A 26,104-nucleotide genomic window follows, 5' to 3' on the forward strand; every position below is an offset into this window, starting at 1 on the left:
TCGTGCGTCCCCGTCATCGGGGGCGCGACCACTCCTCCAGGACGGCGGCGGCGTCGGCCGGGCCGTCCGGTGCCGGGGCGGGCGGGCCCGCCGGCGTGCGCGAGAACCGCGGCGCCGGGGCGGCCTGCCGGACGCCGCCGACGTCCACGAGCGTGCCGCGGGCGGCGAGGTGCGGGTGCTCGGCGGCCTCGTCGGCGGTCAGCACGGGCGTGACGCAGGCGTCGGTGCCGTCGAAGACCCGCTCCCAGTGCTCCCGCGGGTGCGCGGCGAACGCCGCGGTGAACAGCTCCCGCAGCCGCGGCCAGCCGCGCGGGTCGGCCTGCGCCGGGAGGTCGTCGGCTGCCAGGCCGAGGCCCTCGAGCAGCGCCGCGTAGAACTGCGGCTCCAGCGCCCCGACGGCGACGAAGCGGCCATCGGCGCAGGCGTAGACGTCGTAGTAGGGCGCGCCGCCGTCGAGCACGTTGGTGCCCGGCCGGTCCGACCACAGCCCCATGCCGCGCATGGACCAGAGCATCTGGGAGATCAGCGCGACGCCGTCGACCATCGCGGCGTCGACCACCTGCCCGCGGCCGGAGCGGGACCGCTCGTGCAGCGCGGCGAGGATCCCGACGAGCACCAGCATCGACCCGCCGCCGTAGTCGGCGACCAGGTTCAGCGGCGGGCGGGGCACCTCGCCGGGCCGGCCGAGCGCGGCGAGCGTGCCGGTCAGCCCGAGGTAGTTGACGTCGTGGCCGACCCGGTCGGCCCACGGCCCGTCCTGCCCCCAGCCGGTCATCCGCGCGTAGACCAGCCCCGGCGCCCGCTGCAGGCACGCGTCGGGACCGATCCCCAGCCGCTCGGCGACGCCGGGCCGGAAGACGTCGAGGAACACGTCGGCCCGCTCCGCCAGCCCCAGCACCAGGTCCCGCCCCTCCGGCGTCTTGACGTCGACGGCGAGCGAGCGCCGCCCGCGCATGACCACGTCGCGGGCGGCCCCGCCCAGCGACAGCCCGCCGGAGGGCCGCTCGACGCGGACGACGTCGGCGCCGAGGTCGGCCAGGACCATCGCTGCGTGCGGGCCGGGGCCGATGCCGCCGAGCTCGACCACGCGCAGCCCGGCCAGCGGTCCCCCGCTCACGACGCGGCCCGCAGGTGGCGGTCGAGGAAGCGGAGGATGCGCGCCCAGGCGTCCTCGGCCGACGGCTCGTGGTAGCCGACACCGAGCACCTTCTCCAGCGCGGTGAACGGCCCGGCGTTGTGCCGGTTGAGGAAGGAGTGCCCGGCGTCGGGGTACTCCTTGACGTCGTGCTCGACGCCGAGGCCGGTGAGCACGCGGTCCAGTCGGTCGGCCGCGCCGCGCAGCGCCCGGTCCCGCCGGCCGTAGCTGGCCACGACCGGACAGGCGCCGGCGAGCACCCGCTCGGCGTCGTCGGGCAGGAAGCCGTAGTTGGGGGCGGCCGCGTCGAACCCCTTCGTGGCGCCCATCAGCGCGAACCCGCCGCCCATGCAGAACCCGAGCACCCCGATCCGCCCGGTGCAGTCGTCCCGGCCGGCGAGGAACCGGCGGGCGGCCTCCAGGTCGCCGAAGGCGGGGCCCTCGCCGCGGTTCAGCGCCCGGAACGTCGAGCGCAGGCAGCGCACCGCGCCGCCGGCGCTGAACAGGTCCGGCGCGACGGCGAGGTAGCCCGCCGCGGCCAGCCGGTCGGCGTGCTGCCGGACGTCGTCGGTGAGGCCGAAGACCTCGTGGACGACGACGACGCCGGGCCAGGGGCCCTCGCCCACGGGCGGGACGGCGAGGTGGGCGGACAGCTCCGGCGCGCTCGCGCCGCCGGGGATCGCGGTGGTGGGCAGGACGGCCTCCGGGGTCGCAGCGACAGCGCGGGCGCCGCCGACGCTAGCCCGCGGGTGTGTCGGCCGTCTCACCGGCCCGTTCGCGTCCCGACGGCGTCGCCACCACCTCGCGCGGGCCCCCGACGTCGTGCCCGGCGGCGCAGCGCAGCCCCAGCGACACGGGCTCGCCGCAGCCGCGGTGCTCCAGCGTCAGGGGCGGGACGCCGTCGCCGGCCAGCCACCGGTCGCCCCACTGCATCAGCGCCACGACCGCCGGGTAGAGGTCGCGGCCGCGCTCGGTGAGCCGGTACTCGTGCCGCTGCCGGGCGCCCTCGTCGCGGTAGGGCACGCGGGCGAGCAGGTCCTGGGCCACCAGCGAGTTGAGCCGGTCGGTGAGGACCGCCTTCGGTGCGCCGAGCGCGCGCTGCAGGTCGGCGAAGCGGCGGACGCCGAGGAAGGCCTCGCGCAGCACCAGCAGGCTCCACTTCTCCCCCACCACGGCGAGCGTGCCGGCGACGGAGCAGCGGGCACGGTCGTACTCGGGGCCCGGTGTGTCGGGTCGCGGTGTGTCGGGTCGCGGTGTGTCGGGTCGCGGTGTGTCGGGTCGCGGTGTGTCGGGTCGCGGTGTGTCGGGTCGTGGTGTGTCGGGTCGTGGTGTGTCGGCCGTCACGGGTGCAGCGTAGGTCACGCTGGGTTCGCTTGACGAACCGTGCACACGGGAGGATGGTTGGACATGCAGACCCAGCAGGTGAGGACGCCGTCCAGTGTGATCGGCACCGCACCCACGGGCCCGCCGGTGACGACCGGAGGTGGCCGCCGCCGTGGACCGTCACGGACGTGACGCCGCCTGAGAGGGACCCGAGATGACCCGCCTGAGCACCGCCCTGGCCGCCGCCCGCACCACCCGCGCCCGCCGTCGCGACGAGCGCGAGCTGCAGCGGGCCATGGCCGCCGCCCCGACGCAGGAGTCGGCGCACGAGATCGCCGCGCTGGCCACCCGTTTCTGAGCACCCCGCCGGCCTCGTCCGGCACCCCCTGACAGCCCCGCGGCCCCCGGCCGCGGGGCTGCTCCGTTCCCGGGCGGTGGTGTGCGCCACACCCGGCCGCTAGCCTGGCACTCGGTGCCACCGGGGCCGGCCCGGAGGGACGGACGAACGGAGATCACCCGTGGCGAACGCGTGGTTCGAGACGGTGGCCGAGGCCCAGCGGCGCGCGAAGCGCCGGCTCCCCAAGGGCGTCTACGGCGCGCTGGTGGCCGGGTCGGACAAGGGCCTGACCGTCGACGACAACATCCGGGCCTTCGACGAGCTGGGCTTCGCCCCGCACACCGCCGGCCTGTCGAACGCGCGGCACATGGCCACCACCGTCATGGGCCAGGACGTCTCGATGCCGGTCCTGATCAGCCCCACCGGCGTGCAGGCCGTGCACCCCGACGGCGAGGTCGCCGTCGCCCGGGCCGCCGCCGCCCGCGGCGTGGCGATGGGCCTGTCCTCCATGGCCAGCAAGCCGATGGAGGAGGTCATCGCCGCCAACCCCAAGACCTTCTTCCAGCTCTACTGGGTCGGCGACCGCGACGTCATGGCGACCAAGGTCGAGCGCGCCCGCAACGCCGGCGCCGCCGGGCTGATCGCCACCCTGGACTGGTCGTTCGCCTACGGCCGCGACTGGGGCAGCCCCTTCATCCCGGAGAAGATCAACCTCGAGGCGGTCCGCCGCTACGCGCCGCAGGTCGCGCTCAAGCCGCGCTGGCTGCTGCAGTTCGCCCGCACGATGAAGCTGCCCGACCTCACCGTGCCCAACATGGTGGGCGACCCGTCGGAGACCCCGCCGACGTTCTTCGGCGCCTACGGCGCCTGGATGCAGTCGCCGATGCCCACCTGGGAGGACGTCGCCTGGCTGCGCGAGCTGTGGGGGGCCGACCGGCCGTTCATGCTCAAGGGCGTCATGCGCGTCGACGACGCCCGCCGCGCCGTCGACGCCGGCGTCACCGCCATCTCCGTCTCCAACCACGGCGGCAACAACCTCGACGGCACCCCCGCCTCGATCCGCGCGCTGCCGGCGATCGCCGAGGCCGTCGGCGACCAGGTGGAGGTGCTGCTCGACGGCGGCATCCGCCGCGGCTCCGACGTCGCCAAGTCCCTGGCCCTGGGCGCGAAGGCGGTCATGATCGGCCGCGCCTACCTCTGGGGCCTCGCCGCCAACGGCCAGGCCGGGGTGGAGAACGTGCTCGACCTGCTCCGCGACGGCCTCGGCTCCGCTCTGACCGGCCTGGCCCGCGAGTCGGCCGCCGACCTCTCCCGCGACGACCTCGTCGTCCCGCCCGGCTTCGAGCGGCGCCTGGGCGTCGAGGGTCCCGACGCGCCGGTCGAGTCCGTCGAGCCGGCCTCCGCGCGCACCCGCCGCAGCCGCAGCGCCTGACCTCCGACCGGCCGGGCCCGTGGAGGGGACCCGGCCGGTCGGCGGTGACCCACGAGCCGCATGGCACGGCGCGTGACCCGGGCGTGACCACATGGTGCGGTACCCGCCACAGCCTCTCGGCGCCCCCGCCGACCCCGACCTATGCTCGCGCCGCCATGGATGTCGCGGGGACCGGAACCGTCGGGTTCCGGGTGCTGGGCGAGGTGACCGCCGTCCGCGACGGCGTCGCCCTCGAGCTCGGCGGCCGGCGGCAGCGCTCCGTCGTCGCCCGGCTGCTCGTCGCCGGCGGCCACGTCGTCCCCGCCGAGCTGCTGGTGGCCGATCTGTGGCGCGGCGCCTCCCCGGCCGACGCGCTCGGGACGCTGCAGGCGCACGTCAGCCACCTGCGCCGGGTGCTGGAGCCGGGCCGGGCCCCGCGCACGCCGGCCCGGCTGCTGGTCACCGTCCCGCCCGGCTACGCGCTGCGCCCCGCCGACGACGCCGTCGACGTCCTGGAGGCCATGCGGCTGCTCGACGAGGGCGACCGGCTGGCCGCCACCGACCCCGCCGCGGCACGCCAGCGCTACAGCGACGCCATCGACCTGTGGCGCGGCCCCGCGTACGCCGAGTACGCCGACGAGCCGTGGGCCGCGCCCGAGGCCGCCCGGCTCGACGAGCTGCGGTTGACCGCGGTCGAGCGCCGCGCGGCGGTGGCCCTCGACGCGCCCGGCGGGCGCGATCCGCTGCCGCAGCTGCGCGCCCACGTGGCCGAGCACCCGCTGCGCGAGGAGGGCTGGCGGCTGCTCGCCCTGGGCCTCTACCGCGCCGGCCGGCAGGGCGAGGCACTGGCCGCGCTGCGGGAGGTCCGCACCCGGCTGGCCGACGAGCTCGGCGTCGACCCCGGGCCGGAGCTGCGGGCGCTCGAGGAGGCCGTCCTCGCCCAGGCGCCCTCCCTGCTGCCGGCGCGCGGCCCGGCACCGGTGGTCGGCCGCCCGGCGCCGGCCGCCGCACCCGCCGCCGCACCCGTCGCCGTCCTGGCGCCGGAGGTGCCGCGGCCGGTCGGCCGCGACGCCGAACTGGCCGCGCTGCACGCCGCCGCCGACCGGGCCGCCGCCGGGTCGGTGGAGGTCGCGCTGCTCGCCGGCGAGGCCGGCAGCGGCAAGACGACCGTCCTCGACCACCTGCGCGCCGAGCACGCCGGGCGCGGGTGGACGACGCTGGCGGTGTCGTGCCCGGAGACCGACGGCGCCCCGCCCGGCTGGCCGTGGGCCGCCGCGCTGCGGTCGCTGGCAGCCGCCACCCCGCCGGCCGACCCCGCTCCCCTGGCGGCGCTGCTCACCGACCACGCCCCGCCCGAGACCGGTGGTGATCCCCTGGGCAACCGCTTCCGGCTGCACCGGGCGGTGGGCGCGTGGCTGGCCGCCGTCGCCGGCCGGACGCCCCTGCTGGTGACCGTCGACGACCTGCACCGCGCCGACCGCGAGACCACCGCGCTGCTGCTGGACCTGCTGCCGGCCCTGGTCGGGTCGCGCGTGCTGCTCGTCGCCGGCCACCGGCCCGAGGAGAGCGCGGGGCTGGCCGACGTCCTCGCCGCCCTGGCCCGCCGCTCCCCCGTCGGCCTCTCCCTGCGCGGCCTGGACCCGGCCGCCGTCGACGCTCTGGTCGAGGACTGGGCGCTCACCCCGGTCGACGGCCGCACCCGCGCCGCGATCGCGGAGCGGGCCGACGGCAACCCCTTCTACGTCCGCGAGCTGCTGCGGCTGGTCGACTCGGGCGCCGACGTCGACGCCGTGCCCGGCACCGTGCGCGACGTCGTCCGCCACCGGCTGGGCGTGCTGCCCGCCCGCACCGGCACGCTGCTGAAGCTGGCCGCCGTCATCGGCCGCGACGTCGACGCCGAGGTGCTGCTGGCCGCCGCGGCGCCGGCCGGCGGCGGCACCGAGGAGGACGAGGAGGCGCTGGTCGAGGCGCTGGAGACGGCGCTGGTCAGCGGCCTGCTGGTGGAGCCCGGGCCGGGACGGCTGCGCTTCGTGCACGCGCTGGTGCGCGACATCCTCTACGAGGACCTCTCGTCGCTGCGGCGCACGCGGCTGCACGGGCGGGTGGCCGCCGTCCTGGAGCGGCTGCGTCCCGACGACGTGACCGCGCTGGCCCACCACAGCGCCGCAGCCGGTCCGGGATCGGCCGCCGCGGCCGCGCGCTGGGCCCAGGCCGCCGCCGAGCTCGCGGGACGCCGGTTCGCCCACGCCGACGCCGCGGTCATGTGGCGGCGCGCGGCCGAGGCCACCGCCACCGCCCGGCCCGGCGACCGCGCGGAGCTGGCCCGGCTGCTGGCCGCCCAGGCACACGCCACCGCGCTGGCCGGGGCGCTCGGCGAGGCCCGCGAGCTGCGCACCCGCGCCCTGGCCGTCCTGCCCGACCCCGCTCCGGCGGAGCTGGCCGCGGAGGTGCTGCTCTCCTCGGACGTGCCGACCTTCTGGAACGCCTGGGTCGACCCGGTCGACGACCGCTTCGTCGGGCGCACCGAGCAGGCCGTCGCCGGCCTGCCGCCCGGGGATCCGCAGCGCGCGCGGCTGCTGGCCATGCTGGCCGTCGAGCTCGAGGAACGGCACGAGGACCGGGCCGCCGGGGCCTCGGCCGAGGCCCTGTCCGAGGCGCGGCTCGGCGGGGACCCGCTCGCGCTGGCCCACGCCCTCACCGTCCGGCAGTTCCACGCCGTGCGCGGACGCGACCGCAGCGAGGCCACGGCGCTGGGCACCGAACTGCTCGACCTCGCGCAGCGCGAGGGCTTCGGCGTCTTCGAGGCGGTCGCGCGGCTGGTGCTCCTGCAGGACACCTGCGCGGTGCTCGACCTCGACGCCGCCGACACCCACGCCGCGGAGGCCGAACGGCTGTCCTCGGCCTACGGGCTGCCGCTGCTGCACGGCATCGCCCGCTGCTATGCCGGCCTGCGCGCCGCCGTGGCGGGGCGGACCGCCGAGGCCGAGGCGGCGTACGACGTGGCCGAGCGGGCCCTGCTCGACGCCGGCTACTACCCCGCGGTCGCGCGGGCGCTGCGGCTCACCACCCAGCTGGCCCTGCAGCTGGCGAGCCCGGACGCGTGGCGCGTCGACCCCGCGGAGCTCGAGGCCCTGGTGCCGATCTCCCCGGAGCTCGCGCACGAGACCCGGGCGCTGGCCCTGGTGCTCGCCGGGCGGACGGAGGAGGCGCGGTCGCTCGGCCCGCCCCGCGGCCAGGCGGCGCGGGACCTCGTCACGCCGTTCCTGCAGTACTGCCGCGGCCTCGTCGGGCTGGCCCTCGGCGACGCCGCCCGGACCGCCGAGGCGGAGGCGGAGCTGCTCCCCTACCGGGACACCGTGTGCGGGACGCACACCGCCCAGATGGCCTTCGGCCCGACCGCGACCCTGCTCGCCCGGCTCGCCGCCGCCCGCGGGGACCGGGAGGCGGCCGAGGCCCACCGCGCGGTCGCGGTCGCCGTCGCCGAGCGCACCGGACACCCCGGCTGGATCGCCGCCGCCCGCGCCGCCCTCGACTGAGCGGGCCCCTGCCGCGCTATTGGCTCCCGGCGACGAGGTCGCGGCGGCGACGCCAGCGGGGGCCGGTCGCGCGGAGGAGGAGCCGCAGCGGCCGGGGCGTCGCGGCCAGCAGCCCGGCCCGCTCGGCCGGGCCGGCGCAGGAGTCGGCGACCCACGCCAGCGCGAAGGCCGCCTGCCGCAGTCCGGACCCGCGCGCGCAGACGGCCTCGTAGCGGGCGAGGTCGCGCACCGACACGCACCGGCGCAGCACGGGGAACACCTCCCGCTCCTCCTCCTCGACGTGCTCGTCGAACACGACCGCGAGCTCCCCGAGGACGGCGGCCAGCGCGGGCGCGGCGCCCGGGTCGGCCGCGAACGCCGTCAGCGCCGTCCCGGCCCGGAGGAGCAGCCCGCGGAGGACGGCGTGGTCCTCGGTGAGCGGCTCGAGGTCCACGCCGTGCGCGCCGGCGCAGGCCGCCGTCACCGGCCACAGGACGGCGTCCTCCCGCGCGGTGTGCGCCTGCACCTCCCGCAGCACCGCCCGGCCGAAGCCGACCACGGCCCGCCGCCGCTCCGGTGACCAGGTCGCGCCCGCGGCCGCCTCCTCCGCGACGTCGGCAAGCATCCGGCAGCCGCCGCGCAGCGCGCGGTGCGCGAGCGCCAGGCGGGCGACGTCGGCCTCCGGTTCGCCGGGCCGGCGGGGCGTGACGGGGAACGGCAGCGGTGCGGTCACGGGGGCACCGTCCCGCGTCCCGGTTGCCGGTGACTTGCGGCCGACTACCCGGCCCCGGAAGCACCGGGGCGCCGCGCGCGTTGCCGCGGGTACGCACCCCCGTCCTCCAGGAGTCCCCCCATGCGCATCCCGCTGTCCGTGCTCGACCTCGCCCCCGTCGCCCGGGGGGAGACGTACGGCAGCAGCATCGCCGCCAGCGTCGCCCTGGCGCAGGCCGCGGAGGAGGCCGGCTACACGCGGGTCTGGTACGCCGAGCACCACAACATGCCGTCGATCGCGTCGTCGGCCACCAGCGTGCTGATCGCGCACGTGGGCGCGCACACCTCGACGATCCGGCTCGGCGCCGGCGGCGTCATGCTGCCCAACCACTCGCCGCTGACGATCGCCGAGCAGTTCGGCACGCTCGAGGCGATGTACCCCGGGCGCATCGACCTGGGCCTGGGCCGCGCGCCCGGCTCGGACCAGAACACGATGTACGCGCTGCGCCGCGACCCCGCCTCGGCCGAGCGCTTCCCCCAGGACGTCCTCGAGCTGCAGGGCTACCTCACCGGGAACTCCCGGGTGCCCGGCGTGCAGGCGGTCCCCGGCCGCGGGGCGCACGTGCCGCTGTACGTGCTCGGCTCGTCGATGTTCGGCGCCGGGCTCGCCGCGGCGCTGGGCCTGCCCTACGCCTTCGCCTCCCACTTCGCGCCGCAGCTGCTCGGGCCCGCGGTGGCCGCCTACCGGCGCGACTTCCGCCCCTCCGAGCAGCTCGACGCCCCCTACGTCATCGCCGGGGTCAACGCGGTCGCCGCGGACACCACCGAGGCGGCCCGCGAGGCGCTGCAGACCACCCGCCGCCGGCTGGCCGTGGGGCTGTTCGGCCAGGGCCGCGACCTCGACGACGACGCCGCGGACCTGCTGCTGTCCTCGGGCGCGGGCCGGCACGTCGACGGCATGCTCACCCACACCGCCGCCGGCACCCCCGACGAGGTGCGCGCCGCGCTCACCGACTTCGCCCGCCTCGCCGACGCCGACGAGCTGATCGTGGCCCACCAGGCGCCGACCACCGAGGCCCGGCTCCGCTCGGTCGCCCTGACCGCCGAGGCCATGGACTCCGTCCCCGCGTAACCACCCCGGGCGGCAGGAATGGCCATCTCTGCCGTCCGGGCGTGCGGTCTGTCGGGATGAGGCCGCCGGGCGGCTCGGGGAGGATGACTCGGTGCACGCCGAGACCGTCGTCCTGCTCGTCCTGGCCGCGGTCGCGGTCATCGTGGCGGCCCGCTGGCTGGCCGGCCGCACCGGCCTGCCCGCGGCCGCCCTGCTCACCGTGGCCGGGCTGGTCTACGCGCTGCTGCCCGGCCCGAACCTCACGCTCGACCCCGAGATCGTCCTCAGCGTCCTGCTGCCGCCGCTGCTCTACAGCGCGGCGCTGGACTCCTCGCTGATCGCCATCCGCGCCAACATCCGCACGGTGGTCAGCCTCTCGGTGCTGCTCGTGCTGGTGACCGCGCTAGTCATCGGGGCCGGCTTCGCGCTGTGGGTGCCCGGCGCCACCCTCGCCGCGGGCATCGCGCTGGGCGCCGCCGTCGCCCCGCCGGACCCGGTGGCGGCGCTGGCCATCGGCCGCCGCGTCGGGCTGCCGCCGCGGCTGGTCACGCTCATCCAGGGCGAGGGCCTGCTCAACGACGCGACCGCGCTGACCCTGCTCACCGTCGCGGTCACCGCGGCGCGCGGCGACGGCTTCTCCACCTGGTCGGCGCTGGGCTCGTTCGCCATGGCCGCCGCGGGCGGCGTGGCCGCCGGGCTGGCCGTCGCCTACGGCGTCCGCCCGCTGCGCCGGCTGCGCAGCGACCCGCTGTCGTCGAACGCGATCTCCCTGGCGACGCCGTTCGTGGCCTACCTGCTGGCCGAGTCGGTGCACGTGTCCGGGGTGCTGGCCGTCGTCGTCGCCGGCCTGGTCATCGCGCACAACGCGCCCTACTGGACCTCCGGCGCCACCCGGCTGCAGACCGACGCGTCCTGGCGGCTGGTCGACTTCCTGCTCGAGGGCATCGTCTTCCTGCTCATCGGCCAGCAGCTGCCCGCGGTCATCCGGGGCCTGGGCGAGTACGCGCCGTCGACGGTGGTCATCGCCTCGGTCATCACCGTGGGCGCGGTGCTGCTGGTCCGGCCGCTGTGGCTGTGGCTCACCGAGCACGCGCCGCAGGCGCTGCACATGCGGCTCAGCGGCGCCCCCGCCGCCGACGAGGACGACGACCCCAGCACCCCGCCGCGGCAGCTGTCGGGCAGGGAGATCGCCGTGCTCAGCTGGGCCGGCACCCGCGGGGTCATCAGCCTGGCCGCCGTCTTCACCATCCCGCTGGTCACCGACAGCGGCGAGCCCTTCCCCGACCGCGACCTGCTGCTGTTCTGCGCGTTCCTCGCCGTGCTGGTCACCCTCGTCGGGCAGGGCGCCACGTTCGGGCCGCTGGTGCGCCGCCTGCGTCTGCGGGCCGACGCCGCCGACGCCGCCCGGCTGCGCAACCAGGCGCGGATCGCCGCCGTGGAGGCGGGCCTGACCCGGCTCGACGAGCTGCAGGCCGAGCAGCACGACCACGTCGACGACGCCGCCATCGAGTCGATCCGCGCCGCGCTGCGCACCCGCCTGGACCGCTACCGGCGGCGGCTGGAGGTGCTCGAGGACGCCGAGGGCGAGGTGCCGATGTCACCGCAGTACGAGGCGGCGCTGCGGGTGCGCCGAGCCGTCATCGACGCCGAGCGCGACGAACTGCTGCGCTGGCGCGACCTCGGCCGGCTGCCCGACGAGGGCCTGCGCACCCTCGAGCGCGAGCTCGACCACCAGGAGCACCTGCTCCCGGCGAGACCTGCCTAGGGGCGGCCGGCGCGGGGGACGTCGACCGTCGCGACCTCGATCCGGCCGGCCCGCGGGCCGCCCTCGGCCCAGGTCGGCGCGGTGCAGACGAACAGGGTGCGGCCGTCGTCCCCGCCCAGCGTGCAGGCGTAGGACAGCGACCCCGACCCGACGGCGACCCGCCCGGTGACCTCGCCGCCCTCCCGCACGCGCAGCACCTCGGGCGTGCGCGCGGTGGCGAACCAGACATGCCCCTCGGCGTCGAGGCAGATGCCGTCGGGCGCCAGCCCCGGCGTCTCGGCGAACACCCGGCGGCCCGACAGCGAGCCGTCGGCGGCGACGTCGAAGGCGGTGAGCCGGGCGCCGTAGGTCTCGGCGACGACGAGGGTGCGGCCGTCGTCGGTGAGCGCCATGCCGTTGGGGAACCGCAGGTCCCCGGCGACGGCGGACGCGGCGCCGTCGGGGTCCACCCGCACCAGCCCGGTGGGCTCGACGGGCGCGCCGCCGACCAGGTCGAAGCCGAAGCTGCTGACGTAGGCCCGCCCCGCGGCGTCGACCACCATGTCGTTGGCCCGGGAGCGGGTCAGGGCGGTGAGGTCGGCGCGCACCACCGGGCCGCCGTCGGTCACCTCCAGCAGCGCGCGGCGGGTCATCGCGACGACGAGCAGGGTGCCCTCGGGCGTCCAGCCCAGTCCGGACGGCGCGTCGTCGAGGTCGAGCACCGTGGTCAGCCCGCCGTCCGGGGTCAGCGCGCGCACCCGCCGGTCGTGGAAGTCGGAGAACACCAGCCGGCCGTCGTGCCAGCGCGGGCCCTCGGGGAAGCCCAGGTCGTCGGCCAGCGTCGTCGTCGTCGCATCCACGGCGGGCAGCGTAGGAGCGCGGCGGCTCAGGGGCGGCTCAGGGGCGGTAGCGCGTCTGGCCGTGCGGTCCGCCGAAGGCGAGGACCTTGTCCGGCGCGACCCGGTAGACCGGGGCGCCGCTCTCCGCGACACCGCCCTCCGCCACCCCGCCCTTGGTGGCGCCGCCGGAGGAGCTGACCTCGACGAACTCCTCGCCGCGGACCTCGAAGTGCCAGTCCTCGCCGTACTTCGCGTACCAGGCGGCGGCCAGGGCGGTGAGCGCGCCGGCGTCCGTCACGCGGACCGCCGTCCCCTCGACGACGACGTCGGTCCCCGAGAACCAGCCCTGCGCGCCCGTGCTGCCGGTGGTCACGGCCACGTGCGGGTTGGCGTCGAGGTTGCGCGCCTTCTGCTCGTCGGCGCCGGTGCAGAACGCGAACGCGCCCTCGTGCCAGACGCCCACGAGCGGCACGGCGTGGGGGCGGCCGTCGGTGCGGACGGTGACGATCCAGTAGAGCTGGGCGTCGGTGAGCAGGCGCTCGATCTCGGGCCACGGTGGCGGGGTGGCCGTGGCGTCGCCGTAGCGGGAGTCGATCTGTCCGGTCGTCATGCCAGTCGTCATGAGAGGTCCGACCCCCCGTCGCGGCGGGAGTCATCGGCGTCCGGGCCGACCCGCCGGCTCACCCCGCGACGGGCCCGGTGCAGGCGAAGAGGAACGCGGGCGGCACGTTCCACGGCGTCACGCGGGTGCGGACGCCGGCGAACCGGCGGCGCAGCTCCCCGAGCACCAGCGGCGAGTACTGGATGACCAGCGCGGTCCCGCCGGGGCGCAGCGCCCGCGGCAGCTGGTCGAGCAGCCGGCGGCGCAGCCCGGCCTCCAGCGAGGTGAACGGCAGCATCGAGACGACGACGTCGGCGCGCTCGCCGTCGAGGTGCGCCGCGAGGTCCTCCGCGGAGTCGCAGACCACCTGCAGCCGGGGGTCGGGGAGCCGCTCGGTCAGCCGCCGCGCGAGCTGCGGATCGATCTCCACGGCGACCAGCCGGGCGTCGTCGCCGAGCCGCAGCAGGATCTCCCGGGTGGCCACGCCGGTGCCCGCGCCGAGTTCGACGACCAGGTCGGCGGAGGGGACGTCGGCCAGGTCGAGCATCGCCCGGACCGCGATGCGGGAGGTGGGCAGCACGGCCCCGACCTGGCGCGGGTTGCCGACGAACGCGCGCAGCAGCCGCAGTCCGTCGGGCAGGGTCCGGGACACGGGTCCGCCCTAGCCGGCCGTGCGGTGCGCCGTGGTGTGGGCCTCGAGCCAGGCGACGACGTCGTCGAGGACGAGGTCCTTCTCCGGCTCGTTGTGGGGCTCGTGGAACAGGCCGTCCCAGATGCGCACGGTGAGGTCCTCGCACCCCGCGTGCTGCCGGACGACCTCGCTGGCCGACGGCGGCATGAGCCGGTCGTCGCCGCCGTGCAGCACCAGCAGCGGCAGGCGCAGGCCGCGCAGCCGGGCCGGCATGCCCGCGGCACCGAGCATGAGCTCGGTCCCGGTGCGGGCGACCATCCTGCCGTCGTGGTTGAGCGGGTCGGCCCGGTAGGCGGCGACCACCTCGGGGTCGCGGCTGATCGTCTCGGCGTCGAGGGTGAGCACGCCCAGGTCGGGGGCGAGGCGGGACAGCACCGGCGCGACCACCCGCTGCACCGGGTTGGCGGTGCTGGTGTCCAGCGCCGGTGCCGAGACCACGCCGCCGGCCACCCGCTCGTGCGGTTCGCCGGTGAGGTACTGCAGGGCGACCAGCCCGCCGAGGCTGTGGCCGTAGACGAACAGCGGGACGCCGGGGTGCCGGTCGGCGGCCGCGCGGGCGGTCTGCGCGACGCCCTCGACGGCGGCGGCGAGGCTGCCGATGTTGCCGCGCCGCCCGGGCGAGCGGCCGTGTCCCGGGTGGTCGGGGGCGTAGGAGGCGTACCCGGCGGCGCCGAGCCGCTCGGCGACGTGCGCGTACCGGCCGCCGTGCTCGTGCACACCGTGGACGAGGACGACGACGCCGACCGGGTCGGGCACCGCCCAGCCCTGCCAGTACTGCCCCGAGGGCAGCGTGCCCTGGCCGTGCCGCACCGCTGTGGTCACGCGACCTCCCGCTCGATCCGACGCCGGACGGACCGTAGCCCGCGCACGCCCGCGGTGGGCGGCCACCTCCGGGATACGGTCCGTCCGGTGACCACCTCTCGCTCCGCCGCGGTCGGGAGCCGCGCGGCATGACGCAGCAGGCCACCGAGCCCCGCTTCGCCGCACCTGCGGGGACGTTCACCGGCTGGCGCTCCGACGGCGTCGTGCGGGCCACCGGCATCCGCTACGCGCGGGCGGAGAGGTTCGCCCCGCCGCTGCCCGAGCCGCCGGCCGACGGCGTCGTCGCGGTGACCTCGTGGGCGCCGGCGTGCCCGCAGCCGCCGGCGCCGGAGCTCGAGGAGATGGTCGCCGACCCGATGGGCGAGCTCGTCGCCGACGAGGACTGCCTGCGGCTGTCGGTGACCGTCCCCGAGGGCGCGGGCCCCGGCGACCGGCTGCCCGTGATGGTGTGGGTGCACGGCGGCTCGTACGTCAGCGGCGCCGGCGACGCCCCGGCCTACGACCCCGCCGCGCTGGTGCGCGAGCAGCGGGTGGTCGTCGTCGCCGTGACCTACCGGCTCGGCGTGCTCGGGTTCCTCGGCGGCGGGGACCGGCCGGCCAACCTCGGCCTGCTCGACCTGCTGCAGGCGCTGCGCTGGGTGCGGGACAACGTCGCGGCCTTCGGCGGGGACCCGGGCACCGTGACGCTGTTCGGGGAGTCCGCCGGCGGCGACGCGATCGCGCACCTCATGGCCGCCGACGGCGCCCGCGGGCTGTTCCGCCGCGCCATCGTGTCCAGCGCGCCGCTGGGGCTCTCCCGCGGCCGCGCGCGGATGAGCGCCGCCATGGCCGAGGAGGCGCAGACCCTGGACGCGGCGGCGCCGGTCGAGGACGTGGTCGACGCCCAGGCGCGGGTGGCGGCCCGGGCGCGGCGCCACGGCCTGAACGCCGCCATGCCCTTCGGCACGCAGTACGGCTTCCCGCCGCTGCCGGCCGAGGACGACCTCGCCGCCGCCTGGGCGCGGACCGCTCCGGAGGTCGACCTGCTCGTGGGCACCAACAGCCGCGAGGTCGCGCTGTTCGTCGCGCTGCTGCCGCCCGCCGCGCGGCTGGCCCGCGTCCCCGTCGCCGGCCGGGTCCTGGTCGAGCCGCTGGTGCGCCTGCTCACCCGCCGCATCTACGCCCGCGACGCCGAGCGGTTCGCCCGCCGGCACCGGGCGGCCGGCGGCCGGGCGGAGCACTACGTGCTCTCCTTGGGCACCGACGCCCTCACCGGCGCGCACGCCATCGACCTGCCGCTGCTGTTCCCGCACCGCGCCACCTGGGAGACCTCGCCGCTGCTGGCCGGCATCCCCTGGGACGACGTCGTCGCGGCCGGCCGGGAGGTCCGCCGGGTGTGGGCCGGGTTCGCGCGCACCGGCGAGGCCGCCCCGGCGCCGTCCGTGCGGATCAGCGGGGGCTGACCGTCACGGGACGACCGGCTCGACGTCGCGCGTGCAGAACATGCACACCGACGCGTCCACCGGGATGAAGCTCTTGCAGTGGTCGCACTCCCGGTTGCCCTGGGCGCCGGCGGTCTCCCGGCCGGTGGCCCGCCGGATGGCCTGCACCAGGAACATGATCGTCACCGCGAGCAGCAGGAACGACACGAACGCGGTGAGGAACGACCCGTAGCGGATCTGCGAGCCGTTGACGGTGAGCACCAGGGCGTCGAAGTCGGGCTGGCCGAACACCGCCGCCACCAGCGGCAGGATCACGTCGCCGACCAGCGACTCGACCACCGTGGCGAAGGCCGCCCCGATGGCCAGGCCGACGGCGAGGTCGACCAGGCTGCCGCTGAAGGCGAAGTTCCGGAAGCTGGTCAGCAGTCCGCGCACGGTCCCTCCCCGTCCGATCCGACGGCGGCAGCGTAGGGCCGCGCGGGCCTCAGCGCGGCTCGGCGGGGGTGTCCCGCGGGCCGGGGCCGAGGTCGCGCTGCAGCCACGCGACGTCGTGCCAGGCGCCGTCCTTGAAGCCGACCCGGCGGTAGGTGCCGGCCGGCTCGAAGCCCAGGGCCCGGTGCAGGCCGAGGCTGGCCTCGTTGGGCAGCGCGACGGCGGCCAGCGCCACCCGGTACCCGCGCGCGGCGAGCCGCTCGAACAGCGCCTCGTACAGCGCCCGGCCGGCACCGGTGCGCCGCCGGCCGGGCTCGAGGTAGACGCTCACCGCGCACGACCAGCGATAGGCCTCGCGGGACATGAACGGCCCGCCGTAGGCGAAGCCGCGCACCGTCCCGCCGTCGTCGAGGACGAGCCACGCGTGCCGCTCCTGGGCGGCGGCGATCCGGCGGGCCATCTCCCCGGCCGTCGGCGGGTCGGTCTCGAAGGAGACGGCGCTGCCGGTGACGTAGGGGGCGTAGACGTCGCGGCAGGCGGCGGCGTCGTCGGGGGTGGCGTCGCGGACGAGCACCCGGCCGACCGTAGTCAGACGAGCACCGGTGTCCCGAGGTCCGCCGTCCACAGCACCGGCTCGCCGCGGCGGCCCTGCTTCGACAGGTACATCGCCTGGTCGGCCCGCTTGGTCAGCGCCGCGCCGTCGAGTCCCGGCTCGCCGACCGCCACGCCGAGGCTGGCCCGCAGCCGCACGGCGCCGGCGGAGATCTCGGCCGGCACCGACAGCGCCGCCCGGATCCGGGCGCCGAGCGCGGCGGCGGCGTCGGGGCCGTCGACGCCGCGGCTGACCACGAGGAACTCGTCGCCGCCGAGGCGGCCGACGATGTCGTCCCTGCGCAGCACGCTCGCCAGGCGGTGCGCCGTGGTCACCAGCAGCTCGTCGCCGGCGTCGTGGCCGAGGGTGTCGTTGACCGGCTTGAACTCGTCGAGGTCGACGAAGACCACCGCGGTCGGCCGCCCGCCCGGCTCGGCGAGCGCGGCCTCCAGCACCGCCATGGTCGAGGCGCGGTTGTGGCAGCCGGTGAGCGGGTCGAAGGTCGCCTTGGCGGTGAGCTCCTCGCGCATGCGGGCGCTGTCGGTGACGTCGGAGACGCAGACCAGCGCGCCCGGGGCGCCCTCGCGGTCGCCGAGGGCCACCACGCTGACCGCGCACACCCGCGCCTCGCCGGCGGGGGTGCCGATCCCGACCTCGAGCGTGGCGTCCTCGCCGACGTCGAGCGCCCGGGACAGCGCCGTCTCCAGCGCTCCGCGGCCCGCCTCGTCGACGACGCCGGCGAGGTCGTCCCACCCCTCGACGGCGGGCACACCGAGCAGCACCGGCAGCCGCGAGTTGACGTGCACGACCGCGCGGTCGGCGGCGAGCTGCAGGATGCCCTGCGGCAGTGCCTCGGTCAGCCGGCGCAGCAGGCGCTCCTGCTGGCGCAGCGCCTCGTGCGCGGCCATCTCGTCGGAGACGTCGCTCATCTGCGTGACGACGACGGCGTCGGCCGGGTCGTCGGCGGGCACGTACTGGTTCTCCAGCTCCAGCCACGCCCACGAGCCGTCGGACCGGCGGTGCCGCAGCCGGACCCGCTGGGACTCCTGCCGGGAGAGCAGATCCAGCCAGTTGGCGATCGCGCGCTCCTGGTCGTCGGGGTGGACGAACTCCGAGGAGCGCTGGCCGACCATCTCCGCGGCCGTCCAGCCCAGCATCCGGGTGGCGCGCTCGTCGATCTCGGTGATGACCGCGAGCGAGGTCTTGCGGACGGTCGCCGTGCGCGGCCGCCGGGACACCTCCAGGCCGGACAGGGACGCCGGCCCGCGGTCGGCGGAGGCGGCGTCGAGGACCTCGAGGGCGCCGACGAACACGCCGTGCGCCTCGCGGAGGTCGACGAAGGTCAGCGACAGCGGCACCCCCGGCTCGCGGCGGCCGTGCACCGTGGCCAGGCCGACGCCGTGGGTGCGGGCGCGCTCCCAGGCGGTGATGACGGTCATGGCGTCGGCGGGCAGGACGGCCTCGAGGAAGGTCGCGCGGTCGGCCGGCAGCGGCATGACCCGCTCCGGCGGGACGCCGACCGAGGCCGGCATCGGGACGAGCACGCCGTCGGTGGCGATCGCGGCCAGCACGGCGTCGGGCAGGCGCAGCAGCGAGGACAGGACGTCCGCGCGCTCGGCCGGCGTTCTCGGGGTGGCGGTCACCTCGGGCGGATCGGCAGGACACGCGCGGTCCTTGAGCCTCCGGTGTGTGCCGACTCACTCTCCGGGGTCGGGCTTCGGCGCGTCGCCCGATCGGGTGGCACGATGTCAGGACGCTGCCCGACGTTCGAGACACGGGACGACGGCATGCCGACCCCGGGCTCCGCCCGCTGGAGGTGTCGCAGTGCGCTCTGCGGCCACGATCCCGTCCCTTCCCGCCGCCCGGTCCGACTCCGACCCGGGCGGGTGGCTGCTCGACGCCGCCCGGCGGTGGCACGCGGCCGGGGACGTCGCCGCGGCGGTGCGAGCCGTGGCCGCCGACCTCGCCGCCGCGCTGCCGGCGACCTGCAGCGTCGCGGTGACCCTGCTCGGGCCCGGGCGGGTCCCCCTCGAGCCGGCCGGCAGCGACGGGCCGGCCGCCGGGCTCGACGCCGTCCAGGTCCGCCTGGGCACCGGGCCGCTGGCCGGCGCGCTCGCGGGGACGCCGTCGGGGAGTGCCGACCTCGGCCGGGACCTGCGCTGGCCTGCGCTCGCGGCACCGGCCGCCGCCACGCGGGTGCGGCGGGCGACCTGCCTGCCGCTGGACACCGGTCGGGAGGTGGTCGGCGCGCTGTCGGTGTACGTCACCGGCTCCGGCGCGGGGCCCGACCGGGCGACCCTGCTCCCGGTGGCCGGGCACGCGGCGCTCGCCCTGCGCACGCTGCAGCGGACGCAGCACCTGACCGTCGCCCTGGCCAGCCGCGACGTCATCGGCCAGGCCAAGGGAGTCCTCATGGAGCGCTACCGGATCACCGCCGACGCCGCGTTCGGCATCCTCGTCCGCGCCTCGCACGACGCCGGCCGCAAGGTCCGCGACGTTGCGGCGCTGGTCACCGAGACCGGGGAGACACCCCCAGCCCACCCGCCGGACGGGGCCCGATGACCCGCGGCGGGCACGCCTTCGCCGTCCTCGACAGCGAGGAGGCGCACACCCAGGTCGTCGGCGACTTCGTCGCCGAGGGCGTACGGCGGGGCGAGTGCGTGCTGCTGGCCGGCCTCGAGGGGCGCGAGGAGCTGATCTGGGCCCGGCTGCGCCGCTCGGGCGTCGTCGGGCCGGGCTGGGAGCCCTCGGCGACGACGGCCGTGCGCCTCGTGCCCCCGGACCCCGGCCGGCTGGCGGCGGCGGTCACCGGCGCGCTGGCCGAGGGCTACGCCGGCGTCCGGTTCTCCGGGGCGATCACCACCCCCGGCGTCAACGCCTTCGAGGCCGCCGTCGCCCCGCTGGCCGCCGAGCACCCGTTCACCGTGCTCTGCCCCTACTTCCGCTCCCTGCTCGAACCCGGACAGCACGGGGAGCTCACCGCACTCCACGACACGGAGGTCGACGTGGCCCCGGTGTACGACGACGGCGTCTTCCGGCTCACCCGCCGCGGCGAACTGCTGTGCCTCGCCGGCGAGCTGGACTCGGGCAACGCCGACGCGCTGCGCGCGGTCCTGCACGCGACGCTGGCCGGCGGCGGCCGTCCCGCCTCCTGGGACGTCGCCGACCTGCGCTTCCTCGACGTCGGCGCCGCCGACTCGCTGGTGGCCGCTGCCGCCGGGCCGCCGGGGCTCACGCTGGTCGGCGCCTCCCGGCTGACCGCCCGGCTGGTCCGCCTGCTCGCCGACCGGCACCCCGACCGCACGGTCGACCTCGTCGACGCGCCTCCCGACGAGGGTGCCGAGGGTGTTCTCCGGTGACCGGCGCGGGCCGGCGGCGGGCTCGCCGGTGGTGGCCCACGCCGCCGACGACGGCGTGCTGGTGGCCGACCGCGTGCTCGACCCGCGCGAGAGCGCGGAGAACCGGCGCTGGTGGCACGCCTGCCTGACCGCGGCCGGGCTGGAGCGGACCCGCCGCGAGGAACTGGTGCTCGTGCTGCACGAGGCCGTCGGCACCGTGGCGGTCCTGGACGGCGGACCGGCCGGCGTGCGGGTGCGCATCACCCGCGAGGGCACCGAGGTGACCGGCGAGGTGCACGCCCGCGGCGGGTGCCCGCCGCTGCCGCCGCACGCGGTGCCCCCCGACCGCCGGCTGCTGATGCTGTGGCTGGCCGAGAAGGTCTCCCCCGCGGTCACCCTCACCGTGGTGCGGGCGGGGACGGGGAGCTGCGTCGTCGTCCGGGCCCTGGACCCCGACCGCGCCTGAGCCCCGGACCGGCGTGTCGCGCACCCCGCTGACGGGCACCTCGTTGCCCACGGGGGGTGGTCGAGCGATGACCGAGAGAGCGGCCCGGGAGGGTCTGGTGGACCCGCGGCGGCCGCAGCCGGCGCGGGCGTGGGTGCGGGCGCTGGGCGAGGCGGAGGGCTGGCCGCCGACCGTCGTCGACGAGCTGCTCCTGCTGCTGTCGGAGGTGCTGGCCGCCGACCTGGCGGGGTCGGGCAGGTCCGTGCGCCCGCGGCCGGTGCGGCTGGTCGACGGCGCCGCCGGCCTGGAGGTGCAGGTGGGCGGCTGGGTCGCCGGCGGCGACCGGCTGGGGATCGCGGCGGAGGCCGTCACCACGGTGCGGATCGAGGCCCCCGGGGACGGCTGGCTGCGGCTGACCGCCGACGGGGTGGGCCCGGCCCCGGACTGAGCCGGGGCCGGGCGCGGAGCTCAGCCGGGCAGGACCCTCCCGAGCAGGCCCTTGACGGTGGACACCGGCCGGTAGGCCTGCACCAGCCAGGCGTTGCACACGATCACGCCGCCGGCCAGCACGGGGACCGCGGCCTGGGTGACGCGCTGCCGGCCCTGCCACTTCCTGATCTCCGGCGGGGTGCCGGCCGAGGGCAGCGTCGCGTCCTTGACCTCGAGGCCTCCCCCGCTGTTCGCCGCCTGCTCGGCGAGCTTGCCGATCTTCGCTCCCGAGTAGGCGGCGAAGGCGGTGGCACCCGCGCCGGCCACGGTCAGCGCGGCCTTGACCGCGCCGACCCGCCCGTAGCCCCGCTGCAGCGCCAGCCGCCCCTTGTTCGACGAGGTCAGCTGCATCCCGGTGCCCAGCGTGGCGGCGATCCCGCCCCACTGCGCCGGCGAGAACCGGCTCCAGGCGGAGCTGGCCACCCGGACCTTGTCGATGCCGGAGGTCAGGTCGGCGCCGGACTTGTTCACGCCGGCGATGCCCATCACCGACCCGCCGAACCACAGGGCGGTGCCGAGGTCGTGCACGGCCTGGGCGAGGAAGTGGTTGTCCGTGGACGTCGTCATGGGAGCGGGCCCTACCCCTGCGGTGCGGGCCTCACTCCGACGCGCTGGCCGTGTCGCCCTGCGCCTGCTCGCTGCTGCGCGGGCCGATCCACACGGTCTTGGCGTTCATGAACTCGTACATGCCCAGGTCGGTGAGCTCGCGACCGTAGCCGCTCTGCTTGACCCCGCCGAAGGGCAGCTCGGGGTAGCTGGTCACCATCCCGTTGACGAACGCCATGCCCGACTGCACATCGCGGATGAACGTCGCGCGCTCCTGCTCGTCGTCGCTCCACAGGTTCGCGCCCAGGCCGTAGGGGTGGCTGTTGGCGATGTCGACGGCCTCCTCGAGGCTGTCGACGGTCCACAGCGCGGCCACCGGGCCGAAGACCTCCTCGTCGTAGAGGTCCATCTCCGGCGTGATGCCGGTGAGCAGGGTCGGGGCGTAGTACCAGCCGGGACGGTCGGGGCGGGTGCCGCCGACGACGACGGTCGCACCCTTGTCGACGGCGTCCTGCACGTAGCGCTCGACGTCCTCCCGGCCCGACTCGGTGGCCAGCGGGCCCACCTGCGTGCCGTCCTCCATCGGGTCGCCGACGACGAGGGCGCCCATCTTCTCGGCGAAGAGCCGGGTGAACTCCTCGGCGACGTCGGTGTGCACGAAGAACCGCTTGGCGGCGATGCAGCTCTGCCCGTTGTTCTGGCAGCGCGCGGTGACGGCCACCTCGGCGGCGCGGTCGAGGTCGGCCGAGGGCATGACGATGTACGGGTCGCTGCCGCCGAGCTCGAGGACGGTCTTCTTCAGCACGTCGCCGGCGATCGAGGCCACCGACTGCCCGGCCGGGGCGCTGCCGGTGAGCGTGGCGGCGGCGACGCGGTCGTCGCGCAGCACGCCCTCGATGGCCCCCGAGCCGATGAGCAGGGTCTGGAAGACGTCGGCGGGGAAGCCGGCCTTCCGGAACAGCTCCTCCAGGTACAGCGCGGTCTGCGGCACGTTGCTCGCGTGCTTGAGCAGCCCGACGTTGCCGGCCATGAGCGCCGGGGCGGCGAATCGCATCGCCTGCCAGAGCGGGAAGTTCCACGGCATGATCGCCAGGACGACGCCGATCGGCTGGTGGACGACGAACGCCTGCTCGGCGCCGACCGCGCCGGCGTCGGCGGGCTTCGGCTCGAGCATCGCCGGGCCGTGCTCGGCGTAGTAGCGCAGCGCCTTGACGCACTTGCCGGCCTCGGCCTTCGCGGCGGCCAGCGTCTTGCCCATCTCGGTGACCATGAGCTCGGCGACGGCATCGGTGTCGGCCTCGAGGACGTCGGCGGCGGCGCGAAGCCAGCCGACCCGCTCCTCGGGCGTCGTCAGCCGGTAGCTGCGGAAGGCCTCGGCGGCCCGGCCGATCTTCTCGTCGAGGGCCCGGTCCGACAGCGGCTCGTAGGTCTTGAGCGTCTCGCCGGTGGCCGGGTTGATGGTGGCGATGGCCATGGTCGGTCCCTCCCTCGTCGGCGCGCGGGGCTGCACGCCTCTCCCGGAGGAGGCCCTACCCGGTCGTCCGCGGGTCACCCACAGCGGGAGCCGGAGTCAATCCCTACTTAGTCGACCGGGATTGACGGGATTACCTGCCGGCGGCTAGGTTCGCGGGAGGTCCTGAGTGCCAGCGCGGAGCCCCGGCTCGCTGGCCGGCAACCCTCCGCTGCGGCGGGGTGCCCCGGGTGACGACCTGGCGGTCGCAGGAGCGGCCGCAACCGCAGTCCCCCTCGCAGGGGTCCGTCCGTCGAGGAGTCCGCGTGTCGATCCAGACCCGCTCCGGTGCGCCGGCCCGCCGTGCCCTGCTGCTGGTCGGCCGCCGCACGGTCGACCTGCTGCGCACCGACAGCGCGCTCTGTCGCTGACCTCCTCCCTCCCCTACACCCGACCGCGCCGCCCCCTCTGGCGGCGCGTCCCCGCACGAGTCTCCCTGGAGCGCCCCCGCATGCCCCGCCCGCCGTCCCCGGTCCCCGCCGTTCCCAGCCCTCGGACGGAGGCCCGGTGAAGTTCCTCGCCGCCAACCTGCTGCTCGAGCCGCCGGGCAGCACCCGGACGGACACCGAGCGGATCACCGGCGCCGTCGAGTGGGCGCTCTGGGCCGAGCGGGCCGGTTTCGACGCCGTCGGCATCGGCGAGCGGCACGCCGCGCCGTTCCTGGCGTCGGCGCCCACCGTCCTGCTGTCGGCGATCGCCGCGGTCACCACCCGGGTGCGGCTGGTCAGCACGGTGACGGTGCTGCCGCTGCTCGACCCGGTGCGCGTGGCCGAGGACTTCGCCACGCTCGACCACCTCTCCGGCGGCCGCGTCGACCTCGTCATCGGCAAGGGCAACGACCCGGTCCAGAACCGGCTGTTCGGCCACTCCCTCGACGAGCAGTGGCAGCTCAACCGGGAGAAGTACGAGCTGCTGCGCCGGCTGTGGCGGGAGGAGCGGGTCACCTGGTCGGGCAGCTGGCGCCCGGCGCTGGAGGAGGCGACGACGCTGCCCCGGCCGCTGCAGCAGCCGATCCCGGTGTGGCACGGCAGCGCGTCGTCGACCGAGTCCACCGAGCTGGCCGCGCGGTTCGGCGAGCCGCTGTTCAGCGCCAACGCCTTCCACCCGACGAAGAAGTACACCGACCTGGTGGCGCACTACCGGGAGCGGCTGGCTGCGCACGGGCACCGGCCGGAGGCCGGGGTGGTCGGCGTCGGGTGCGGCGGGCTGTACGTGGCCGAGCGCAGCCAGGACGCCGTCGAGGCGGTGCGGCCGCGCTACCGGGCGTTCCTGCGGTCACCGGCCGCGCAGCACAACGCGCCGGAGTTCACCGACGTCGAGGACGCCGTCGAGCGCGGGCCGCTGCTGGTCGGCAGCCCGCAGCAGGTGGCCGAGAAGCTGGCCCGCTGGCATGCCGAGTTCAGCGGGGTCGACGTCCTCCAGGTCGGGATCGAGGGGCTGAGCCTGCCCGCCGACGAGCAGCGGGCGAACCTCTCGCTGTTCCTGGAGACGGTGGCGCCGGTGCTGCGAGCCGAGCTGCCGAGCAGGGTGTGGCCGGCGACGGCGGTGCCCGCGTGACCGCCGACCTCTCCGCGGCGTCGGCACTGTCGGTGGTGAGCGTCCACCCCGACGACCCGCTGGCCGCGCCGCTGTTCGCCGAGCTCGCCGTCGAGTACGACCGCCGCTACGGCGACCTGTTCGGCGGGGCCGCCGACGAGCTGACCCGCTACCCGGTGACGGAGTTCCTCCCACCCGACGGCGACCTGGTGCTGCTGCTCGCCCACGGCCGGCCGGTGGCCGGTGGCGCGTTCCGCCGGCACGCCGACCCGGGCACCGCCGAGGTCAAGCGGATGTGGACCGCCGCGGCGTACCGCCGCCGGGGCCTGGCCCGCCGGGTGCTCACCGAGCTGGAGACCCGCGCGGCCGCCGTCGGCTACCGGCGCATGTACCTGACCACCGGGCCGCGCCAGCCGGAGGCGCGCGGCCTCTACCTCGCCGCCGGCTGGACACCGCTGTTCGACCCCGCCGTGCCCCGGCCCACCGACATCGAGACGCTGCGCCGCCTGCCGGTGGCAGAGCGCCTGTACGCCTTCGAGAAGTCCCTGGGAGTGCCCGCATGACCTCGCTCGCCGCCCGTCCCGTGCCGCTGACCGCCACCCCTCGCTGTGCCGACGTCGTGGTCGTCGGTGGCGGAACCGTCGGCGCGGCGACCGCCCGCGCCCTGGCCCGCCGGGGGGCGAGCGTGGTGCTGCTCGAGCGGTTCGGCCCGGGCACCGGTCCCGACGACGCCGCGGCCCGTGCGCTGCAGGCGTCCGCGGCCACCGACGGCGTGCTCGTGCGCCACCACCGCCGCGTCACCGCGGTCGAGCGGCGGCCCGACGGCGTGCTCGTGCGCTCCGCGGCCGGCGCGGCGGTGCGCGCGCACGCCGCGGTGGTGGCCACGGGCGCGGGCGCGTCCGGGGCGGCGCTGGCCCGGTCGGGGGCCGTGGTGTCGGTCGCGGCGGACCCCGGCACCGGCGCACAGGTGGCGGCGGACCTGGCCGAGCAGGTCGCGGACCTGCTGCTCGGCCCGGCCTCCGGGCACGTCGGTCTGGCCGCGGCGGGCTGAGCCCGCACGGGTGCGTCAGGCGGCGGGCACCAGTGCCGCGGGTGCGCTGATCTCGGTGCCGTCGGGTCGCCGGGTGCGCCATCGGCCGTCGGGTTGTCGCTCGACGCGGAAGCCGTGGTGGACCTTGGTGTGGTGGCGTTCGCACAGCAGCGCCGAGTTGTCGAGGCTGGTCTCGCCGCCGTCGATCCAGTGCACGAGGTGGTGCACGTCGCACCAGTGTGTCGGGGCGGAGCATCCGGCGAAGACGCAGCCGCCGTCGCGGAGTTCGGCTGCTCGGCGGATGTGGCGGGTGGCGAGGCGGTGCTCGCGGCCGAGGTCGAGCGGGACACCATCGGGGCCGAAGACGACGCGGGAGACCGCACCGTCGCCGGCCAGCCAGCGGGCGCGGGCGGCGGAGATCACCGCCCCGAATCCCATCTCCGCGGTCTCGCTGCCGGTGGCGAGGTCCTCGAGGCTGATCTTGGCGATGACCTGTGGCCTGACCCCGCGCAGGGTCGGCAGGCT

The 26,104-nt window shown here is 76.9% G+C and carries 27 protein-coding genes and 1 riboswitch; of the genes, 13 read left to right on the forward strand and 14 right to left on the reverse strand.

All coding sequences use genetic code 11. The features are described from left to right. Positions 1 to 13: 13 nt before the first annotated feature. The 3 genes from FN207_RS22285 to FN207_RS22295 form a co-directional block, all read right to left on the reverse strand. On the reverse strand, positions 14 to 1,117 hold the full coding sequence (locus FN207_RS22285; RefSeq protein WP_142460637.1) for a CaiB/BaiF CoA transferase family protein: 1,104 nt from the start codon (positions 1,115 to 1,117) through the stop codon (positions 14 to 16). After that, a complete protein-coding gene (locus tag FN207_RS22290) occupies positions 1,114 to 1,761 on the reverse strand; it encodes a dienelactone hydrolase family protein (protein WP_246066272.1) in 648 nt (215 codons plus the stop codon). Before FN207_RS22290 ends, FN207_RS22285 begins: the two co-directional genes overlap by 4 nt. Positions 1,762 to 1,873: 112 nt before the next feature. After that, positions 1,874 to 2,305 (reverse strand): winged helix-turn-helix transcriptional regulator, encoded by a 432-nt coding sequence (locus FN207_RS22295; protein ID WP_246066273.1) that lies wholly within the window; start codon positions 2,303 to 2,305, stop codon positions 1,874 to 1,876. 367 nt (positions 2,306 to 2,672) lie between these two features. On the opposite strand from FN207_RS22295, the gene FN207_RS26535 reads away from it, so the two are divergent. The 3 genes from FN207_RS26535 to FN207_RS22305 all read left to right on the forward strand — a co-directional run bounded on the left by FN207_RS26535 (position 2,673) and on the right by FN207_RS22305 (position 7,742). After that, positions 2,673 to 2,816 carry a hypothetical protein gene (locus FN207_RS26535; RefSeq protein WP_185938505.1) on the forward strand — a complete coding sequence of 48 codons (144 nt, stop codon included), beginning with the start codon at positions 2,673 to 2,675 and terminating at the stop codon, positions 2,814 to 2,816. A 160-nt stretch (positions 2,817 to 2,976) separates the two neighbouring features. Beyond that, on the forward strand, positions 2,977 to 4,227 hold the full coding sequence (gene mftD, locus FN207_RS22300) for a pre-mycofactocin synthase MftD (protein ID WP_142460639.1): 1,251 nt from the start codon (positions 2,977 to 2,979) through the stop codon (positions 4,225 to 4,227). Positions 4,228 to 4,382: 155 nt separating this feature from the next. Next, entirely contained in the window at positions 4,383 to 7,742 is a 3,360-nt protein-coding gene (locus FN207_RS22305; RefSeq protein ID WP_142460640.1) for an ATP-binding protein, read from the forward strand. A gap of 16 nt (positions 7,743 to 7,758) precedes the next feature. Here the strand turns inward: FN207_RS22305 and FN207_RS22310 are convergent, their stop codons facing one another. Further along, positions 7,759 to 8,454 (reverse strand): hemerythrin domain-containing protein, encoded by a 696-nt coding sequence (locus FN207_RS22310; RefSeq protein WP_185938506.1) that lies wholly within the window; start codon positions 8,452 to 8,454, stop codon positions 7,759 to 7,761. Between the two features lie 120 nt (positions 8,455 to 8,574). Between FN207_RS22310 and FN207_RS22315 the strand changes: the two genes are divergently transcribed. Next, on the forward strand, positions 8,575 to 9,564 hold the full coding sequence (locus FN207_RS22315) for an LLM class flavin-dependent oxidoreductase (protein WP_142460642.1): 990 nt from the start codon (positions 8,575 to 8,577) through the stop codon (positions 9,562 to 9,564). 91 nt (positions 9,565 to 9,655) lie between these two features. Beyond that, positions 9,656 to 11,308, forward strand: a complete 1,653-nt coding sequence (locus FN207_RS22320; RefSeq protein WP_142460643.1) for a Na+/H+ antiporter — start codon at positions 9,656 to 9,658, stop codon at positions 11,306 to 11,308. Here FN207_RS22320 and FN207_RS22325 read toward each other — a convergent pair. The 4 genes from FN207_RS22325 to FN207_RS22340 form a co-directional block, all read right to left on the reverse strand. Next, positions 11,305 to 12,147 (reverse strand): SMP-30/gluconolactonase/LRE family protein, encoded by an 843-nt coding sequence (locus tag FN207_RS22325; RefSeq protein WP_142460644.1) that lies wholly within the window; start codon positions 12,145 to 12,147, stop codon positions 11,305 to 11,307. The genes FN207_RS22320 and FN207_RS22325 overlap by 4 nt on opposite strands. Positions 12,148 to 12,184: 37 nt before the next feature. Beyond that, on the reverse strand, positions 12,185 to 12,736 hold the full coding sequence (locus tag FN207_RS22330) for a pyridoxamine 5'-phosphate oxidase family protein (RefSeq protein ID WP_221888353.1): 552 nt from the start codon (positions 12,734 to 12,736) through the stop codon (positions 12,185 to 12,187). 70 nt (positions 12,737 to 12,806) lie between these two features. Continuing rightward, the gene (locus tag FN207_RS22335; protein ID WP_142460646.1) at positions 12,807 to 13,379 is read right to left on the reverse strand and encodes a class I SAM-dependent methyltransferase; all 573 of its coding nucleotides are present in this window, start codon (positions 13,377 to 13,379) and stop codon (positions 12,807 to 12,809) included. 9 nt (positions 13,380 to 13,388) lie between these two features. Next, positions 13,389 to 14,240, reverse strand: coding sequence for an alpha/beta hydrolase (locus FN207_RS22340; RefSeq protein WP_142460647.1), 852 nt, complete (start codon positions 14,238 to 14,240; stop codon positions 13,389 to 13,391). Between the two features lie 128 nt (positions 14,241 to 14,368). On the opposite strand from FN207_RS22340, the gene FN207_RS22345 reads away from it, so the two are divergent. Next, positions 14,369 to 15,682: a carboxylesterase family protein gene (locus FN207_RS22345; RefSeq protein ID WP_142460648.1), complete on the forward strand. Its 1,314-nt coding sequence runs from the start codon at positions 14,369 to 14,371 to the stop codon at positions 15,680 to 15,682. A 3-nt stretch (positions 15,683 to 15,685) separates the two neighbouring features. Here FN207_RS22345 and mscL read toward each other — a convergent pair whose 3' ends face one another. Genes mscL through FN207_RS22360 form a run of 3 tightly spaced genes read right to left on the reverse strand, consistent with a single transcriptional unit; the run spans position 15,686 to position 18,328 of the window. Further along, positions 15,686 to 16,096 carry a large conductance mechanosensitive channel protein MscL gene (mscL, locus tag FN207_RS22350; protein ID WP_142460649.1) on the reverse strand — a complete coding sequence of 137 codons (411 nt, stop codon included), beginning with the start codon at positions 16,094 to 16,096 and terminating at the stop codon, positions 15,686 to 15,688. Between the two features lie 49 nt (positions 16,097 to 16,145). After that, positions 16,146 to 16,667 carry a GNAT family N-acetyltransferase gene (locus tag FN207_RS22355; RefSeq protein WP_142460650.1) on the reverse strand — a complete coding sequence of 174 codons (522 nt, stop codon included), beginning with the start codon at positions 16,665 to 16,667 and terminating at the stop codon, positions 16,146 to 16,148. Between the two features lie 14 nt (positions 16,668 to 16,681). Beyond that, entirely contained in the window at positions 16,682 to 18,328 is a 1,647-nt protein-coding gene (locus FN207_RS22360) for a GGDEF domain-containing protein (protein ID WP_142460651.1), read from the reverse strand. A gap of 181 nt (positions 18,329 to 18,509) precedes the next feature. Between FN207_RS22360 and FN207_RS22365 the strand changes: the two genes are divergently transcribed. The 4 genes from FN207_RS22365 (at position 18,510) to FN207_RS22380 (ending at position 20,916) form a co-directional block, all read left to right on the forward strand. Next, positions 18,510 to 19,247: an ANTAR domain-containing protein gene (locus FN207_RS22365; protein WP_246066274.1), complete on the forward strand. Its 738-nt coding sequence runs from the start codon at positions 18,510 to 18,512 to the stop codon at positions 19,245 to 19,247. Beyond that, positions 19,244 to 20,044, forward strand: a complete 801-nt coding sequence (locus tag FN207_RS22370) for an MEDS domain-containing protein (RefSeq protein WP_142460652.1) — start codon at positions 19,244 to 19,246, stop codon at positions 20,042 to 20,044. The genes FN207_RS22365 and FN207_RS22370 overlap by 4 nt, the downstream gene beginning before the upstream one ends. Beyond that, on the forward strand, positions 20,031 to 20,489 hold the full coding sequence (locus FN207_RS22375; protein WP_142460653.1) for a hypothetical protein: 459 nt from the start codon (positions 20,031 to 20,033) through the stop codon (positions 20,487 to 20,489). Before FN207_RS22370 ends, FN207_RS22375 begins: the two co-directional genes overlap by 14 nt. Positions 20,490 to 20,556: 67 nt before the next feature. Beyond that, positions 20,557 to 20,916: a hypothetical protein gene (locus tag FN207_RS22380; protein ID WP_142460654.1), complete on the forward strand. Its 360-nt coding sequence runs from the start codon at positions 20,557 to 20,559 to the stop codon at positions 20,914 to 20,916. Positions 20,917 to 20,936: 20 nt separating this feature from the next. Here FN207_RS22380 and FN207_RS22385 read toward each other — a convergent pair whose 3' ends face one another. Then, a complete protein-coding gene (locus tag FN207_RS22385; RefSeq protein ID WP_142460655.1) occupies positions 20,937 to 21,524 on the reverse strand; it encodes a hypothetical protein in 588 nt (195 codons plus the stop codon). A gap of 31 nt (positions 21,525 to 21,555) precedes the next feature. Then, positions 21,556 to 22,977, reverse strand: a complete 1,422-nt coding sequence (locus FN207_RS22390; protein WP_142460656.1) for an NADP-dependent succinic semialdehyde dehydrogenase — start codon at positions 22,975 to 22,977, stop codon at positions 21,556 to 21,558. 158 nt (positions 22,978 to 23,135) lie between these two features. Then, positions 23,136 to 23,246: riboswitch (SAM riboswitch) on the forward strand. A gap of 274 nt (positions 23,247 to 23,520) precedes the next feature. Here FN207_RS22390 and FN207_RS22395 point away from each other — a divergent pair. Genes FN207_RS22395 through FN207_RS22405 form a run of 3 tightly spaced genes read left to right on the forward strand, consistent with a single transcriptional unit; the run spans position 23,521 to position 25,600 of the window. Continuing rightward, positions 23,521 to 24,570, forward strand: a complete 1,050-nt coding sequence (locus tag FN207_RS22395; protein WP_221888354.1) for an LLM class flavin-dependent oxidoreductase — start codon at positions 23,521 to 23,523, stop codon at positions 24,568 to 24,570. Beyond that, complete coding sequence (locus FN207_RS22400; protein WP_185938507.1) at positions 24,567 to 25,112, forward strand: GNAT family N-acetyltransferase; 546 nt, start codon at positions 24,567 to 24,569, stop codon at positions 25,110 to 25,112. Before FN207_RS22395 ends, FN207_RS22400 begins: the two co-directional genes overlap by 4 nt. Continuing rightward, a complete protein-coding gene (locus FN207_RS22405; RefSeq protein ID WP_142460657.1) occupies positions 25,109 to 25,600 on the forward strand; it encodes an FAD-dependent oxidoreductase in 492 nt (163 codons plus the stop codon). Before FN207_RS22400 ends, FN207_RS22405 begins: the two co-directional genes overlap by 4 nt. A gap of 15 nt (positions 25,601 to 25,615) precedes the next feature. Here FN207_RS22405 and FN207_RS22410 read toward each other — a convergent pair. Continuing rightward, positions 25,616 to 26,104, reverse strand: a 489-nt coding sequence (locus tag FN207_RS22410; protein ID WP_142460658.1) for an HNH endonuclease signature motif containing protein, incomplete at its 5' end; no start/stop codon positions are given.

This window comes from Geodermatophilus aquaeductus, assembly GCF_900182545.1.
In the GTDB taxonomy this organism is placed as follows: Bacteria; Actinomycetota; Actinomycetes; order Mycobacteriales; family Geodermatophilaceae; genus Geodermatophilus; species Geodermatophilus aquaeductus.